At 70.7% G+C, this 13,409-nt stretch carries 14 protein-coding genes and 1 tRNA gene; 6 read left to right on the forward strand and 9 right to left on the reverse strand.

Annotation, left to right across the window (positions count from 1 at the left end; translation table 11 throughout):
• Positions 1-15: 15 nt before the first annotated feature.
• A complete protein-coding gene (locus GTY47_RS01825) occupies positions 16-828 on the reverse strand; it encodes an alpha/beta hydrolase (protein WP_010039929.1) in 813 nt (270 codons plus the stop codon).
• 150 nt (positions 829-978) lie between these two features.
• Between GTY47_RS01825 and GTY47_RS01830 the strand changes: the two genes are divergently transcribed.
• Entirely contained in the window at positions 979-1,467 is a 489-nt protein-coding gene (locus GTY47_RS01830) for a DUF6083 domain-containing protein (RefSeq protein WP_029181168.1), read from the forward strand.
• 31 nt (positions 1,468-1,498) lie between these two features.
• Here the strand turns inward: GTY47_RS01830 and GTY47_RS01835 are convergent.
• A tRNA-Cys gene (locus GTY47_RS01835) sits at positions 1,499-1,573 on the reverse strand.
• 236 nt (positions 1,574-1,809) lie between these two features.
• Between GTY47_RS01835 and GTY47_RS01840 the strand changes: the two genes are divergently transcribed.
• The 4 genes from GTY47_RS01840 (at position 1,810) to GTY47_RS01855 (ending at position 7,124) form a co-directional block, all read left to right on the forward strand.
• A complete protein-coding gene (locus tag GTY47_RS01840) occupies positions 1,810-3,285 on the forward strand; it encodes an MFS transporter (RefSeq protein ID WP_029181169.1) in 1,476 nt (491 codons plus the stop codon).
• Positions 3,286-3,443: 158 nt separating this feature from the next.
• Positions 3,444-5,243, forward strand: a complete 1,800-nt coding sequence (locus GTY47_RS01845; protein ID WP_029181170.1) for a DEAD/DEAH box helicase — start codon at positions 3,444-3,446, stop codon at positions 5,241-5,243.
• Positions 5,244-5,603: 360 nt separating this feature from the next.
• Complete coding sequence (locus GTY47_RS01850) at positions 5,604-6,245, forward strand: helix-turn-helix domain-containing protein (protein WP_010039937.1); 642 nt, start codon at positions 5,604-5,606, stop codon at positions 6,243-6,245.
• 87 nt (positions 6,246-6,332) lie between these two features.
• The gene (locus GTY47_RS01855; protein WP_010039939.1) at positions 6,333-7,124 is read left to right on the forward strand and encodes a S16 family serine protease; all 792 of its coding nucleotides are present in this window, start codon (positions 6,333-6,335) and stop codon (positions 7,122-7,124) included.
• Here the strand turns inward: GTY47_RS01855 and GTY47_RS40595 are convergent.
• From GTY47_RS40595 to GTY47_RS01885, 7 genes are all read right to left on the reverse strand, one after another.
• On the reverse strand, positions 7,121-7,303 hold the full coding sequence (locus GTY47_RS40595; protein ID WP_010039940.1) for a hypothetical protein: 183 nt from the start codon (positions 7,301-7,303) through the stop codon (positions 7,121-7,123). The two genes, GTY47_RS01855 and GTY47_RS40595, sit on opposite strands and share 4 nt — an antisense overlap.
• A 1-nt stretch (position 7,304) precedes the next feature.
• Positions 7,305-7,889, reverse strand: coding sequence for a helix-turn-helix domain-containing protein (locus GTY47_RS01860; protein ID WP_029181171.1), 585 nt, complete (start codon positions 7,887-7,889; stop codon positions 7,305-7,307).
• 63 nt (positions 7,890-7,952) lie between these two features.
• Complete coding sequence (locus tag GTY47_RS01865) at positions 7,953-8,912, reverse strand: glycine betaine ABC transporter substrate-binding protein (protein WP_029181172.1); 960 nt, start codon at positions 8,910-8,912, stop codon at positions 7,953-7,955.
• On the reverse strand, positions 8,909-9,730 hold the full coding sequence (locus GTY47_RS01870) for an ABC transporter permease (RefSeq protein WP_010039944.1): 822 nt from the start codon (positions 9,728-9,730) through the stop codon (positions 8,909-8,911). Before GTY47_RS01870 ends, GTY47_RS01865 begins: the two co-directional genes overlap by 4 nt.
• Positions 9,727-10,986 (reverse strand): betaine/proline/choline family ABC transporter ATP-binding protein, encoded by a 1,260-nt coding sequence (locus GTY47_RS01875; protein ID WP_010039945.1) that lies wholly within the window; start codon positions 10,984-10,986, stop codon positions 9,727-9,729. Before GTY47_RS01875 ends, GTY47_RS01870 begins: the two co-directional genes overlap by 4 nt.
• Positions 10,979-11,626, reverse strand: coding sequence for an ABC transporter permease (locus GTY47_RS01880; RefSeq protein ID WP_010039946.1), 648 nt, complete (start codon positions 11,624-11,626; stop codon positions 10,979-10,981). The genes GTY47_RS01875 and GTY47_RS01880 overlap by 8 nt, the downstream gene beginning before the upstream one ends.
• 18 nt (positions 11,627-11,644) lie before the next feature.
• Positions 11,645-12,115: an Lrp/AsnC family transcriptional regulator gene (locus GTY47_RS01885; protein ID WP_010039949.1), complete on the reverse strand. Its 471-nt coding sequence runs from the start codon at positions 12,113-12,115 to the stop codon at positions 11,645-11,647.
• 122 nt (positions 12,116-12,237) lie between these two features.
• Here GTY47_RS01885 and hppD point away from each other — a divergent pair, with 122 nt between their 5' ends.
• Positions 12,238-13,383 carry a 4-hydroxyphenylpyruvate dioxygenase gene (hppD, locus tag GTY47_RS01890; RefSeq protein WP_010039950.1) on the forward strand — a complete coding sequence of 382 codons (1,146 nt, stop codon included), beginning with the start codon at positions 12,238-12,240 and terminating at the stop codon, positions 13,381-13,383.
• Positions 13,384-13,409 lie beyond the last annotated feature (26 nt).

Genomic DNA, 13,409 nt, shown 5'->3' on the forward strand with positions numbered 1-13,409 from the left:
AGTCTGACTTCTGGTTCAGGTGGCCGGCCCGCCGACCGGCTGGTGTCCGTTCCGGATGATTCCGGCGATGGCCGGGGCGTGGGTGAAGACCAGCCGGTGATCGGCGTCGAGCCAGGAGGCGGAGATGTCCGGCCGTTCGCGCACCAGCCGTTCGATGCCGGCGCGCCAGAGCCGGTTGTGCCGAGGTGCCCGCCCTTCGCAGCTGTCACCGGCGATCGCGGCAGACATGATCATGCGGACCGGCAGGTCGATCTCCCGGTACCGGCCGAGGATCCCGGACCGGACCACGTCCATCTCAAGGTTCAAGTCCATGATGTCCCTGCCGGTGAGCGACACCTGACGCGCGGCATCCCCACCCCTCTCGCCCGCCAGGTCGTCCGCCATCGCGCGGAACTGCGCCAGGTCGACGCCGGTGATGAACGGTTCGGGCAGCGGGTTCGCCCCGTCGATGAGAACGAGTTGGGCGACACGGTCAGGACACTCGGCCGCATAGTGCACGGCCAGATCCGCGCCCAGCGAGTAGCCCACGAGCAGGGGCGGTGAGGGGAGGTCGAGCTCCGCCAGCACGGCACGGAGATCGCCCAGGAACGCGTCGAAGCAGTACCGTTCGGCGGCCGAGGCGAGGCCATGCCCCCGGAGATCGAAGGTCACCACGTCGTACTCGCGCCGCAGCAACTCGGTCAGCTCCTGCAGATCGGCCTGTGTGCAGTTCAGCCCAGGGCAGAGGATCAGGGGGCGTCGTCCCTGGCCGCCACGGCACACGGGGATGGTGACACCGTCGTGCCGAACGGTGAAGTGCCTCGTGGTGCTGTCGTCTCTCGCAGTCATGCGGCCATGCTGGGACGTTGCCCCTGCGTCAGGGTCAAGGCGGGACGCGTGAACCGAGCGGTGATCCGGGCCTCGCCCCCACCCGGCTGCTCCCGTTGCGCCCTGATTGCGCCCTACCCCGCTCCCGAACGCAGCCACATGCTCGGTTCCATGGGGGATTCAGGAGAGTCGACCGTCATCCCGTTATCCGACCCGGACGGACACCGGCAGCAACCACCGGGGGCGCCGCAGCCGTGGGAGAAGACCGACCGGGCCCAGGCCGCGCTGGAAGGCGCCACCGGCCCCGAACCGCCCGCTCCACCCGTCTGCCCCAACTGCGGACTGGTGGGTGACCGGCGTGTCACCTACTACGGCTGGCACGTCCTCCTCGAACCGGACATGCCGGTGCCCGCGCACATGGTGCCCGCCTGGCACCGCTGGTACGTGGATTCCAACGGGACGGCGTGGAACAGCCGCGAGGACGAGCCCGCGCCCGGTGCGGTGTGCCGAGTACCGCATCGGATCGCCTGCCCCGGGCTGAGGCTCGAGGAGGTCGGCCTCTGGCGATGGCTGGACGCCGTACGAGCGGAGAACGCACGCCGGGCCCAGCGACGGGCCGATCGTGAAGCCGACCCGGGAGCCCTTCCGAATGCCGGCTGACGAGGCCCTCACCGCCTCGTCCGCCTGCGGATGGAGGCCGTGGCGGGATTCGAACCCACGTAACTCGCTTTGCAGGCGAGCCCCTGAACCACTCGGGCACACGGCCGGGACCGAGGTCGGGGCCCTCGACCCAGCGAGCTCATGGCCCTGTTCGTTCTCGGTGCCGTGACCATAAGTCGGGCGGTTGCCGGGGCTCAAGGGCATCCGGCGGGGTGCAACGCGACTGCCATACGCCGTTCATGGAAGGGGATGTCCGAAAGGAGGGGCGTACGACCAAGGTCCCAGGAGGGGACCGTCTCGCGACAGGGGTCAAAGTGTCGCGTGGACCTTACGCTGGCGGTCATGACCGTGCCGGAGCCGCGTGATGCAGATGTCGTGGATGCCGATGACCTGCCATCCGTCCCGGCGGTGGACGAGACCGTGCTGGGGCGGGCGTACCGGGCGCTGAGCTTCGGGATCGTCTCCGTGGTGCTGCTCATCGCCTTCGAGGCGACGGCGGTCGGTACGGCGATGCCCGTCGCGGCGCGGGAGTTGGACGGGGTGCCGTTGTACGCGTTCGCGTTCTCCGGATACTTCACGACCAGTCTGTTCGGGATGGTGCTGTCCGGGCAGTGGTCGGACCGGCGTGGGCCCCTCGGGCCGTTGACGACGGGCATCGCCTCCTTCGGGGCCGGGCTGTTGCTGTCGGGGACCGCCGGGGCGATGTGGGTGTTCATCCTGGGGCGGGCCGTGCAGGGACTCGGCGGCGGGCTGGTGATCGTCGCGCTGTACGTGGTCGTCGGGCGGGCGTATCCGGAGCGGCTGCGGCCGGCCATCATGGCCGCGTTCGCCGCGAGCTGGATCCTGCCGTCGATCGTCGGCCCGCTCGCCGCCGGCGCGGTGACCGAGCAGCTCGGGTGGCGATGGGTGTTCATCGGGATCCCCGTGCTCGTCGTCTTTCCGCTCGCGCTCGCACTGCCGCAGATACGGCGCCGTGCGTCCGGACCGGTGTCGGCACCGGAGCCGGACTCGGACTCCTCTGCTCCCGGCCGACCCCCCTCCCTCAACCGCCGCCGCATCCGCCTGGCCCTGGCCATCTCCCTCGGTGCCGGCCTGCTCCAGTACGCCGCCCAGGACCTGCGCCCGCTCTCGCTCGTGCCGGGCGCGGCCGGACTGGCCCTCCTGGTGCCGGCCGTGCTCGGGCTGCTCCCGCGCGGCACCTACCGGGCCGCTCGCGGGCTGCCCTCCGTCGTGCTGCTGCGCGGCGTCGCGGCGGGCTCCTTCATCGCCGCGGAATCCTTCGTGCCGCTGATGCTGGTGACGCAGCGCGGGCTCAGTCCGACACTGGCCGGGTTCTCGCTCGCCGCGGGCGGTGGGACGTGGGCGCTGGGCTCGTGGGTGCAGTCGCGGCCGCGGTTCGAGCCGTACCGGGAGCGGTTGACGACGCTCGGCATGCTGCTGGTGGCGGCGGCCATCGCCACCGCGCCGAGTGTGCTGATCGACTCCGTGCCCGTCTGGACCGTGGCCGTCGCCTGGGCGTTCGGCTGCTTCGGCATGGGCCTCGTCATCTCGTCCACGAGCGTGCTCCTGCTCCAGCTCTCCGCCCCCGAGGAGGCCGGCACCAACTCCGCCGCCCTCCAGATCTCCGACGGCCTCTCCAACGTCGTGCTGCTCTCCGCCGGCGGCGCCGCCTTCGCCACCCTCGGCGGCGGCACGGTGACGCACACCACCACCGACACCACCGCCTCCCATCCCGCCGCCTTCACCGCGGTGTTCCTGCCGATGGCGGTGGTCGCGCTGGTGGGGGCCTGGGTGACCACGCGGCTGCGGGAGCGGTGAGGAGCGCTTCCCCGCTGTGACGTGGATCCCACCCGGGCATGACCCGGGCTTGTCCGCGCATGGGCAGTGGTGGGGCGCCGGTAGGGTGGCCCGGTTGTCATACGTAGCCGAGCCGTCAGGCTCCCCTCGAACGAGCCGCCCGACCCCCAACGGAGACCGTGACTACCACCGCCGGCACAAGCTCTGCCTCGCACCACCTGTCCCCGGCGTTCCCCGGCCGCGCCCCCTGGGGTACCGCCAGCAAGCTGCGCGCCTGGCAGCAGGGCGCGATGGAGAAGTACATCCAGGAGCAGCCGCGGGACTTCCTGGCGGTCGCCACCCCCGGCGCCGGCAAGACGACCTTCGCGCTGACGCTGGCGTCCTGGCTGCTGCACCACCACGTCGTGCAGCAGGTCACCGTGGTGGCCCCGACCGAGCACCTGAAGAAGCAGTGGGCCGAAGCCGCGGCCCGCATAGGCATCAAGCTCGACCCGGAGTACAGCGCCGGGCCGCTCGGCAGGGAGTACCACGGGGTCGCCGTGACGTACGCGGGTGTCGGTGTGCGGCCGATGCTCCACCGGAACCGGGTGGAGCAGCGCAAGACCCTCGTCATCCTCGACGAGATCCACCACGCCGGTGACAGCAAGTCCTGGGGCGAGGCCTGTCTGGAGGCCTTCGAGCCCGCCACCCGCCGGCTCGCCCTCACCGGTACGCCCTTCCGGTCCGACACCAACCCCATCCCCTTCGTGACGTACGAGGAGGGGCAGGACGGAATCCGGCGGTCCGCCGCCGACTACACCTACGGGTACGGCAACGCGCTCGCCGACAACGTCGTCCGGCCCGTCATCTTCCTCTCCTACAGCGGCAACATGCGCTGGCGCACCAAGGCCGGTGACGAGGTCGCCGCGCGGCTCGGCGAGCCCATGACCAAGGACGCCATCAGCCAGGCCTGGCGGACCGCTCTCGATCCGCGTGGTGAGTGGATGCCCGCCGTGCTGCGCGCCGCCGACCAGCGCCTGACCGAGGTCAGGAAGGCCATCCCGGACGCCGGCGCGCTCGTCATCGCCTCCGACCAGGACTCGGCGCGTGCGTACGCCAAGCTGATCCGCGAGATCACGGGCAGCAAGGCGACCCTCGTGCTGTCCGACGACGCCGGCGCCTCCGAGCGGATCGACGAGTTCAGCGCGAACACCGACCGGTGGATGGTCGCCGTGCGGATGGTGTCCGAGGGCGTCGACGTGCCCCGGCTCGCGGTGGGTGTGTACGCGACGACCATCTCGACGCCTCTCTTCTTCGCGCAGGCCGTCGGGCGTTTCGTACGGTCCCGGCGGCGCGGCGAGACCGCGTCCGTGTTCCTGCCGACCGTGCCCGACCTGCTCTCCTTCGCCAACGAGATGGAGCGCGAGCGCGACCACGTCCTCGACAAGCCCAAGAAGGAGGGCGAGGAGGACCCGTACGCCGAATCCGAGAAGGAGATGGAGGAGGCGAACAAGGAGCAGGACGAGGACACCGGTGAGCAGGACATGCTGCCCTTCGAGGCGCTGGAGTCCGACGCCGTCTTCGACCGGGTCATGTACAACGGCGCCGAGTTCGGCATGCAGGCCCACCCGGGCAGCGAGGAGGAGCAGGACTACCTCGGCATCCCCGGGCTGCTGGAGCCCGACCAGGTCCAGCTGCTGCTGCAGAAGCGGCAGGCCCGGCAGATCGCGCACAGCCGCAAGAAGCCGGACGAGGAGGCCGACCTGCTCGAACTGCCCGCCGAGCGGCGGCCGGTCGTCTCCCACAAGGAGATGATGGAGCTGCGGCGGCAGCTCAACACGATGGTCGGCGCCTACGTCCACCAGAGCGGCAAGCCGCACGGCGTGATCCACACGGAGCTGCGGCGCGTGTGCGGGGGGCCTCCGGCGGCGGAGGCGACGGCGGGGCAGCTGCGGCAGCGGATCGCCAAGGTCCAGGAGTGGGCTACGCGGATGAAGTGACTCGCCAGTCGTCACGGGGCCGGGCAGCGCCCGGCCCTTCCGCATGTGTGGGTGTCGTGTGTGCTCCGTGGGGCGTCATGAGGTGCCTGTTGCACGTATCCGGGCAAAGGGGGCCAGCCGACCCTGGTCCGTGCCCGGATTCTGGACGGAGCCTTCCGCTCAGCGAACTCCCTTCGCTACTGTCCGGCTACGCACACGCCCCGTGGCAGCGCCGCCGCGGAGCGCAGCCGTGAAGCGACGCGGTCCGGACAGGCCGGGCCGCCGGCCGATCGGCGGCCTCTGAAACGCGTTGCCGACGGGACTCGGTGACGCATCCGCCGACCAGGGGGCCGTCGACCTCACCACTAAGGAGTGGGCGTCGTGACCGCGGAGACCTCCCAGACGCTCGACAGGGGACTGCGCGTCCTCAAGCTGCTCGCCGACACGGACCACGGGCTGACCGTGACCGAGCTCTCCCTCAAACTGGGCGTCAACCGGACCGTGGTGTACCGGTTGCTCGCCACGCTGGAACAGCACGCGCTGATACGCCGTGACCTGGGCGGACGTGCCCGGGTCGGGCTCGGTGTGCTGCGTCTGGGGCGGCAGGTCCATCCCCTCGTACGGGAGGCCGCGATGCCGGCGCTGCGGTCGCTCGCCGAGGACATCGGCGCGACGGCGCACCTGACCCTGGTCGACGGGGCGGACGCGCTCGCCGTGGCCGTGGTGGAGCCGACCTGGACGGACTATCACGTCGCCTACCGGGCCGGGTTCCGCCACCCCCTGGACCGGGGCGCCGCGGGCAAGGCGATACTCGCGGCCCGGCAGCACCCGATGACGGACCCCGGGTTCATCCTGACCCACGGCGAGCTGGAGGCCGGCGCGTGCGGGGCGGCGGCCCCGCTGCTGGGGGTGACGGGTGTCGAGGGCAGCGTGGGCGTGGTGATGCTGGCGGACGTGGTGCCGGAGCGCGTGGGGGCCAGGGTCGTCGAGGCGGCCCGAGAGGTCGCGGACGCGCTGCGCTGACGTCTGCGGAGCCTGCCGGGCGCCCTCGTGCCAGGCCCCCGGCGACCTGGGCCCGGCCCGATTCCCCACCCGAGTTAGATTGATCCCGTGTTCTCTCGCCTCACGCGCCCCCAGGCCATCGCCGTCTGCGCCCTGCCCGTCGTGGCTCTGCTCGCCACGGCGGTGTTCGCGCCGCTGCCGTTCTCGGTGGCGCAGCCCGGGCAGACGACGAACGTGCTCGGGGAGGACAAGGGCGCCCCGGTGATCACGATCTCGGGCGCGCCGGCCCGGGACACCCGTGGCCAGCTGCGCATGACCACCATCGTGGCGACCTCACCGGAGACCCGGGTCTCGCTCCCGGACATCGTCGACAGCTGGTTCCGCACGGACCGGGCGGTCATGCCGCGCGACGCGATCTACCCGAGCGGCGACACCGTCCAGGAGATCGAGCGGCACAACGAGGAGCAGATGAAGGAGTCCCAGGACGCGGCGACGCAGGCCGCGCTGAACTATCTCGGCCTCGACGACAAGGACGTCAAGGTCGGCCTGAGGCTCGCGGACGTGGGCGGGCCCAGTGCGGGGCTGCTGTTCTCCCTGGGGATCATCGACAAGCTCGACGGCGACGGCACCGGTGGTGATCTCACCGGGGGCCGTGTCATCGCCGGCACCGGCACGATCGCCGCCGACGGCAAGGTCGGGGCGGTGGGCGGCGTCGCCCTCAAGACCCAGGCCGCCAAGCGGGACGGAGCGACCGTGTTCCTCGTCCCGAAGGCGGAGTGCGCGGACGCGCGGGCCGAACTGCCGAAGGGTCTGCGGCTGATTCCGGTGACCACGCTGAAGAGCACGGTGAGTTCACTGGTGGCCCTGGAGACGGGTAAGGGGTCAGTGCCCAGCTGTTAGAGAGCGGTGGCTGCCGTCCCCGGCCGGGTGGCGAGCCTTAATCCGACCTCTACGAGGGTCCAGCCGAGGCGGGTGCGGAGGCCATGGTTGTTCCGGGCGGTGGGGCGCGGGCCTCCGGCCGCGGCACGGAGTTCGGTGGCGCGGGCGTGGTGCAGGGCGAGGTGGATGTCCGGGTGCATCTCAGTCCGTCCTGATCGGGAAGGCGTGGGTGTGGAGGCGGACCTGCTCGGCGCCGGGGGTGTCCTCGGTGGTTGCGCGGTCGCGGTACGTCTCGACCAGCGCGTGCATCTTCTCGACGAGCTCCCGCGTCAGTTCGGGCGTGAGCTGCAGGGTCCAACTGCTCATGTCCCAGGAGCGGCTCCACTCCTCGGGCCATGAGCCGCGGTTGCCCAGCCACGTCGACAGGTCCTGGGTCTGCGTGGTGGCGACCTCGTGGAGGTACATGTCCGCCGCGCCGCGCACGGTCGGGTCCGAGTCGTTGAGGAGGGCGTCGTCGAAGCGCAGGCCGCGGTGGACCGCCTGCCACCATCGCTCGCGCCCCTTGCCCCGCTCGGGGGCGTCCTCGACGAAGCCGTACTCCGCGAGCTGACGCAGGTGGTAGCTGGTGGCGCCGCTGGACTCGCCCAGCTTCGCGGCGAGTTGCGAGGCGGTGGCCGGGCCGCCGAAGCGCAGGGCGTCCAGCAGCTGCATCCGCAGGGGGTGCGCGAGTCCGCGCAGGGATCGGGCGTCGAGTTGCCGTACGTGTGTCTTCTCGGTCTCACTCACCATGCAAAGGTAGCGTTGCAAAGGGACCTTTGCAACGTCTTCTTTGTAAGTCTTTCCGGTAAGTCACCCCTCCCTGACCAATCCCTCCTCCACCATCCAGTCCAGCGCCACCTGATGCGGATCCTCACCCTCCACATCGACCTTCGCGTTCAGCGTCCGCGCCACCCCGTTGTTCAGCCTCGCCGTCACCGGATCCAGCACGTCCGAGATCGCCGGCCACCGCCTGAGGGTCTTCGCGTTGATCATCGGCGCCGCGTTGTAGTTCGGGAAGAACTTCCTGTCGTCCGCCATGACCGCCAGGTTCATGGAGTTGATGCGCCCGTCGGTGGTGAACACCTCCCCGTACGGGCAACTGCCCTTCGACGTCTGGGTGTAGATGATCCCCGTGTCCATCTGCGTGACGTTCCGCGCCGGCAGCTCCATCCCGTACGCCCGCTGCATGCCCGGCAACCCGTCCGCCCGGTTCGCGAACTCGACCTCCACGCACAGCCTCACCGCCCCCGGGTCGGACTTCGCCAGCTTCGCCACGTCCGACAGGGTCTTCGTGCCGTACTTCCTCGCGTTCTCCTGGTTCATCGCCAGCGCGTAGGTGTTGTTCAGGGACGACGGCCGCAGCCAGGCCAGCCCGTTCGCCGCGTCGGCCTTCCGGACCGCCTCCCACTGCTCGCGCGGATCGGTGATCGGCTCGCTGTTCCCCAGGTACGTGATCCACGCCGTGCCCGTGTACTCGTACCCGGCGTCGGCGTCGCCCTTGCGGACCGCCTCGCGGCTGCCGATGGACCCCTGGATGCCCGTGCGGTCGAGTACCTCCGCCCCGGCCGCCTCCAGGGCGATGCCCATGATCGCGCCGAGGATCAGCCCCTCGGTGAACGACTTGGACGTCACCGTCAGGCTCGCGCCCTTCAGCGGCTCGCCCCGCCCGACCGACCCGGGCCGCACGTCGTCCGCCATGGGGGAGCCGCTGGTCAGTCCGCAGCCGGTGACCAGCAGCCCCGCTGCCACCAGGCACGTACGCCGTCTCATGGCTGGAGCCCCCGCGGCCGCAGGAACACTTCCGCCAGCGAGGCCAGCCAGTCCACCAGCAGCGCCAGGACCACCGTGAGGACCGAGCCCAGCACCAGCACCGGCATCCGCTGGTTGGTGATCCCGGTCGTGATCAGTACGCCCAGTCCGCCGCCCCCGCCGAAGACGGCCAGGGTCGCCGTGCCGACGTTCAGGACGAGGGCCGTGCGGACACCCGCCAGGATCAGCGGGACCGCCAACGGCAGTTCTACCCGGGTCAGGACCCCCATCGGCGACATGCCGATGCCCCGCGCCGCCTCCAGCAGCGTCGGGTCGTTCGCCTTCAGGCCGGTGATGGTGTTCGACAGCACGGGCAGGACGGCGTAGGCGATGATGCCGATCAGGGCGGCCCGGCGGCCGATGCCCAGCCAGATGACGAGGAGCGCCAGCAGGCCGATGGCGGGCGTCGCCTGGCCCATGTTGGCGAACGCCATCGCCACCGGAGTGGCCCTGCGCAGCGCCCCGCGGGTCAGCAGGATCCCCAGCGGGATCGCGATGATCAGCACGAAGAACGTGGAGATCGCGGTCAGTTGGACGTGCTGCCACAGGGCCTTGGAGACCTGGCCGCCCGACAGGGCGTTCCGGGACAGCGCGTCCAGGTCGGCCTGCTGGAACCAGAGCCAGGTGGCGAGCAGTACGGCCACCAGGACGGCGGGCAGCACGGTCAGCTTCTGCCATCCGACGTGCCGGGGCGGCGGGCCGGGTGGCGTCCGGGGCGCCTCGGCCTGCTCTTCGTCCGCCGGTCCGGGGGCCGTTCGCACCGGTCCGGGAGCGGTCACCGCGTCCCTCCGAGGCCGCCCACGCCCGTGACGCCCCCGCCGCCCTCCTGCTCCGCGTGCGTCTGCGCCGCCCGCAGTTCCTCCAGCTCGTGCTGGTGCTCCAGCGCGTCCAGCCGGTCGGCCTCCAGCATGTCGTGCACGGAGTTGAGGAGCGTCTCCATGTCGACGACGCCGGTGTACTCACCGCGCCGCCCCGTGACCGCCACCCGCCCGGCGTTGTCGGTGAGCACCGCCTCCAGCGCGTCCCGCAGGGTCGCGTCCCGGGTGACCGTGTCGTGCACCAGCGTCCCGGCACGGGCCAGCGACCCCCGCGCCCGCATCAGATCACCGCGCCTGAGCCACTTGTAGGGCCGGCCGCGCCGGTCGAGCAGCAGGACCTCGTTGGTGCCGCCGACCCGCAGCCGGTTGAAGATCTGCTGCAACGGGTCGTCGATCATCACCGTCGGATAGTCGGTGATCTCCACGTCCCGCACGCGGGTGAGGTTCAGCCGCTTCAGCGCCGCCCCGGCACCGACGAACCCGGACACGAAGTCGTCCGCCGGGTTCGTGAGGATGGCCTCCGGGGTGTCGAACTGCGCGATGTGGGACCGGTCGCGCAGGACGGCGATCCGGTCGCCGATCTTGATCGCCTCGTCGAAGTCGTGCGTGACGAAGACGATCGTCTTGTGCAGCTCGTGCTGGAGCCGGATCAGCTCGTCCTGGAGATGGTCGCGGGTGATCGGGTCCACCGCCCCGAACGGCTCGTCCATCAGCAGCACCGGGGGGTCGGCGGCCAGGGCACGGGCCACGCCCACCCGCTGCTGCTGACCGCCGGAGAGCTGGCGCGGATAGCGGCCGTGGAACTCGCCGGGGTCGAGGCCGACGAGGTCGAGCAGCTCCTCGGTCCGCGCCCTGATCCGGGCCTTCGGCCAGCCGATCATCCTCGGTACGAGCGCGATGTTCTGCGCGACCGTCATGTGCGGGAAGAGCCCGGCGGACTGGATCGCGTAGCCGACCTTGCGGCGCAGCCCCACCGGGTCGATGTCGGTGACGTCCTCACCGCCCATGCGGATACGGCCGCCGGTCGGCTCGATCAACCTGTTGATCATCTTGAGCGTGGTCGACTTGCCGCAGCCCGAGGGGCCGACCAGGACGACGACCTCGCCCGCCTTGATCTCCATGCTCACGTTGTCCACGGCCGGCTGCGCGCTGCCGGGGTACCGCTTGGTCAGGCTCTCCAGCTCGATGGAGGCCCCGTGGCCGCCGGTCTCAGGCACGGATCCCCCCGGGAATGGTCAGCCGCCCGATCAGGACGTACGCGGCGTCGAACAGCAGTGCCAGGATGATGATGCCGAGCGTGCCCGCGAGGACCTGGTTGAGCGCGTTGGCGCTGCCCAGCGAGGCGAGGCCGCGGAAGATGACGTTGCCGAGGCCGGGTCCCGAGGCGTACGCCGCGATGGCCGCGATGCCCATCAGCATCTGGGTCGCGACCCGGATCCCGGTCAGGATCGGCGGCCAGGCCAGCGGCAGCTCGATCCGCAGCAGCCGGGCCGGCCGGGACATGCCGATGCCCGTGGCCGCGTCCACCAGTGACGGGTCGACCCCGCGCAGCCCGACGATCGCATTGCGCACGACCGGCAGCAGTCCGTACAGCGTCAGGGCGATCACCGTCGGCGGCACGCCCAGCCCCACGACCGGGATGAGCAGACCGATCAGGGCGAGCGCCGGCACGGTCAGGACGGTGGCGGTGGTCGTGGTCGCGAGGTTCCCGGCCCACTCGCTGCGGTAGGTGGCGACCCCGATCAGGACCCCGAGCACGGTCGCGACGACCATGCACTGGAAGACGGCGCTGGCGTGCTGGTAGGCGTCCGTGAGCAGCTGCTGGTGCCGGTTCGCCACGTACTCCCAGAAGTTCACACCCGCTCACCCCACGATTCAGGTCTCCTCCGCGGCCTGCTCCACCAGCGGGATGATCCGCAGCGGAACGGGGTTCTCCATGACGATCGCCGTGGAGGCCCGGACGATGCCATCAAAACCGACGACCCGGTCGATCACACGCTGGAGATCGGCGTTCGAGCGGGCCACCAGCCGGCACAGCATGTCCCCGGTGCCGGTGGTGGTGTGCAGCTCCAGCACCTCCGGCACGGTCGCCAAGTGGGCCCGCACATCGGCGCCTTGGCCCTGCCGGATCTGGAGCGTCGCGAACGCCGTGACCGGGTAGCCGAGCGCCGCCGGGTCCACCTCCGGGCCGAAGCCGCGGATGACTCCGTTCGACTGAAGCCGGTCGAGCCGCGCCTGCACGGTGCCCCGGGCCACGCCGAGCCGCCGCGACATCTCCAGCACCCCGATCCGCGGCTCGCGGGCCAGCAGCAGGAGGATCCGGCCGTCCAGATGATCGATCGCCACAGCAGCCTCCCGGGTGGTCATCCTGTACAGAAGGGCCGGTGATACGGCCGTATTGCTGAACAGATTGCCCAGCGGAATCGCAAACTATTGCGCACCTTGCCGAGCGGGGAGACCCTGCGGCTATGACGCAGACCACACACCACACTCCCGACACCGCCCGGCAGGCCGACCCCTTCCCGGTCAAGGGAATGGACGCGGTCGTCTTCGCCGTGGGCAACGCCAAGCAGGCGGCGCACTACTACTCCACCGCCTTCGGCATGAAGCTGGTCGCCTACTCCGGACCGGAGAACGGCAGCCGCGAGACCGCTGCGTACGTCCTGGAGAACGGCTCCGCCCGCTTCGTCCTCACCTCGGTCATCAAGCCGTCCAGCGACTGGGGCCACTTCCTCGCCCGGCACGTGGCCGAGCACGGCGACGGCGTCGTCGACCTCGCCATCGAGGTGCCGGATGCGCGCGCCGCGTACGCCTACGCCCTGGAGCACGGCGCCCGCTCGGTCGCCGAGCCGTACGAGCAGAAGGACGAGCACGGCACGGTCGTCCTGGCCGCCATCGCCACCTACGGCGAGACCCGCCACACCCTCGTCGAGCGCTCCGGCTACGACGGCCCGTACCTGCCCGGCTTCGTCGCGGCCGAGCCGATCGTCGAGCCGCCCGCCCAGCGCACCTTCCAGGCCATCGACCACTGCGTCGGCAACGTCGAGCTCGGCCGGATGAACGAGTGGGTCGGCTTCTACAACAAGGTGATGGGCTTCACGAACATGAAGGAGTTCGTGGGCGACGACATCGCCACCGAGTACAGCGCGCTGATGTCGAAGGTCGTCGCCGACGGCACGCTCAAGGTCAAGTTCCCGATCAACGAGCCGGCCATCGCCAAGAAGAAGTCCCAGATCGACGAGTACCTGGAGTTCTACGGCGGCGCGGGCGTCCAGCACATCGCGCTCAACACCAACGACATCGTCCAGACGGTCCGCACCATGCGCGCGGCCGGCGTGGAGTTCCTGAACACGCCCGACTCGTACTACGACACCCTGGGGGAGTGGGTCGGCGAGACCCGGGTCCCGATCGACACCCTGCGCGAGCTGAAGATCCTCGCCGACCGCGACGAGGACGGCTACCTGCTGCAGATCTTCACCAAGCCGGTCCAGGACCGCCCGACCGTGTTCTTCGAGATCATCGAGCGGCACGGCTCGATGGGCTTCGGCAAGGGCAACTTCAAGGCCCTGTTCGAGGCGATCGAGCGGGAGCAGGCCCGCCGCGGCAACCTCTGATCCGATCGCCCCTGTGAGGCGTGCGG

The organism is Streptomyces sp. SID5464, from assembly GCF_009862985.1.
GTDB lineage: Bacteria > Actinomycetota > Actinomycetes > Streptomycetales > Streptomycetaceae > Streptomyces > Streptomyces chartreusis_D.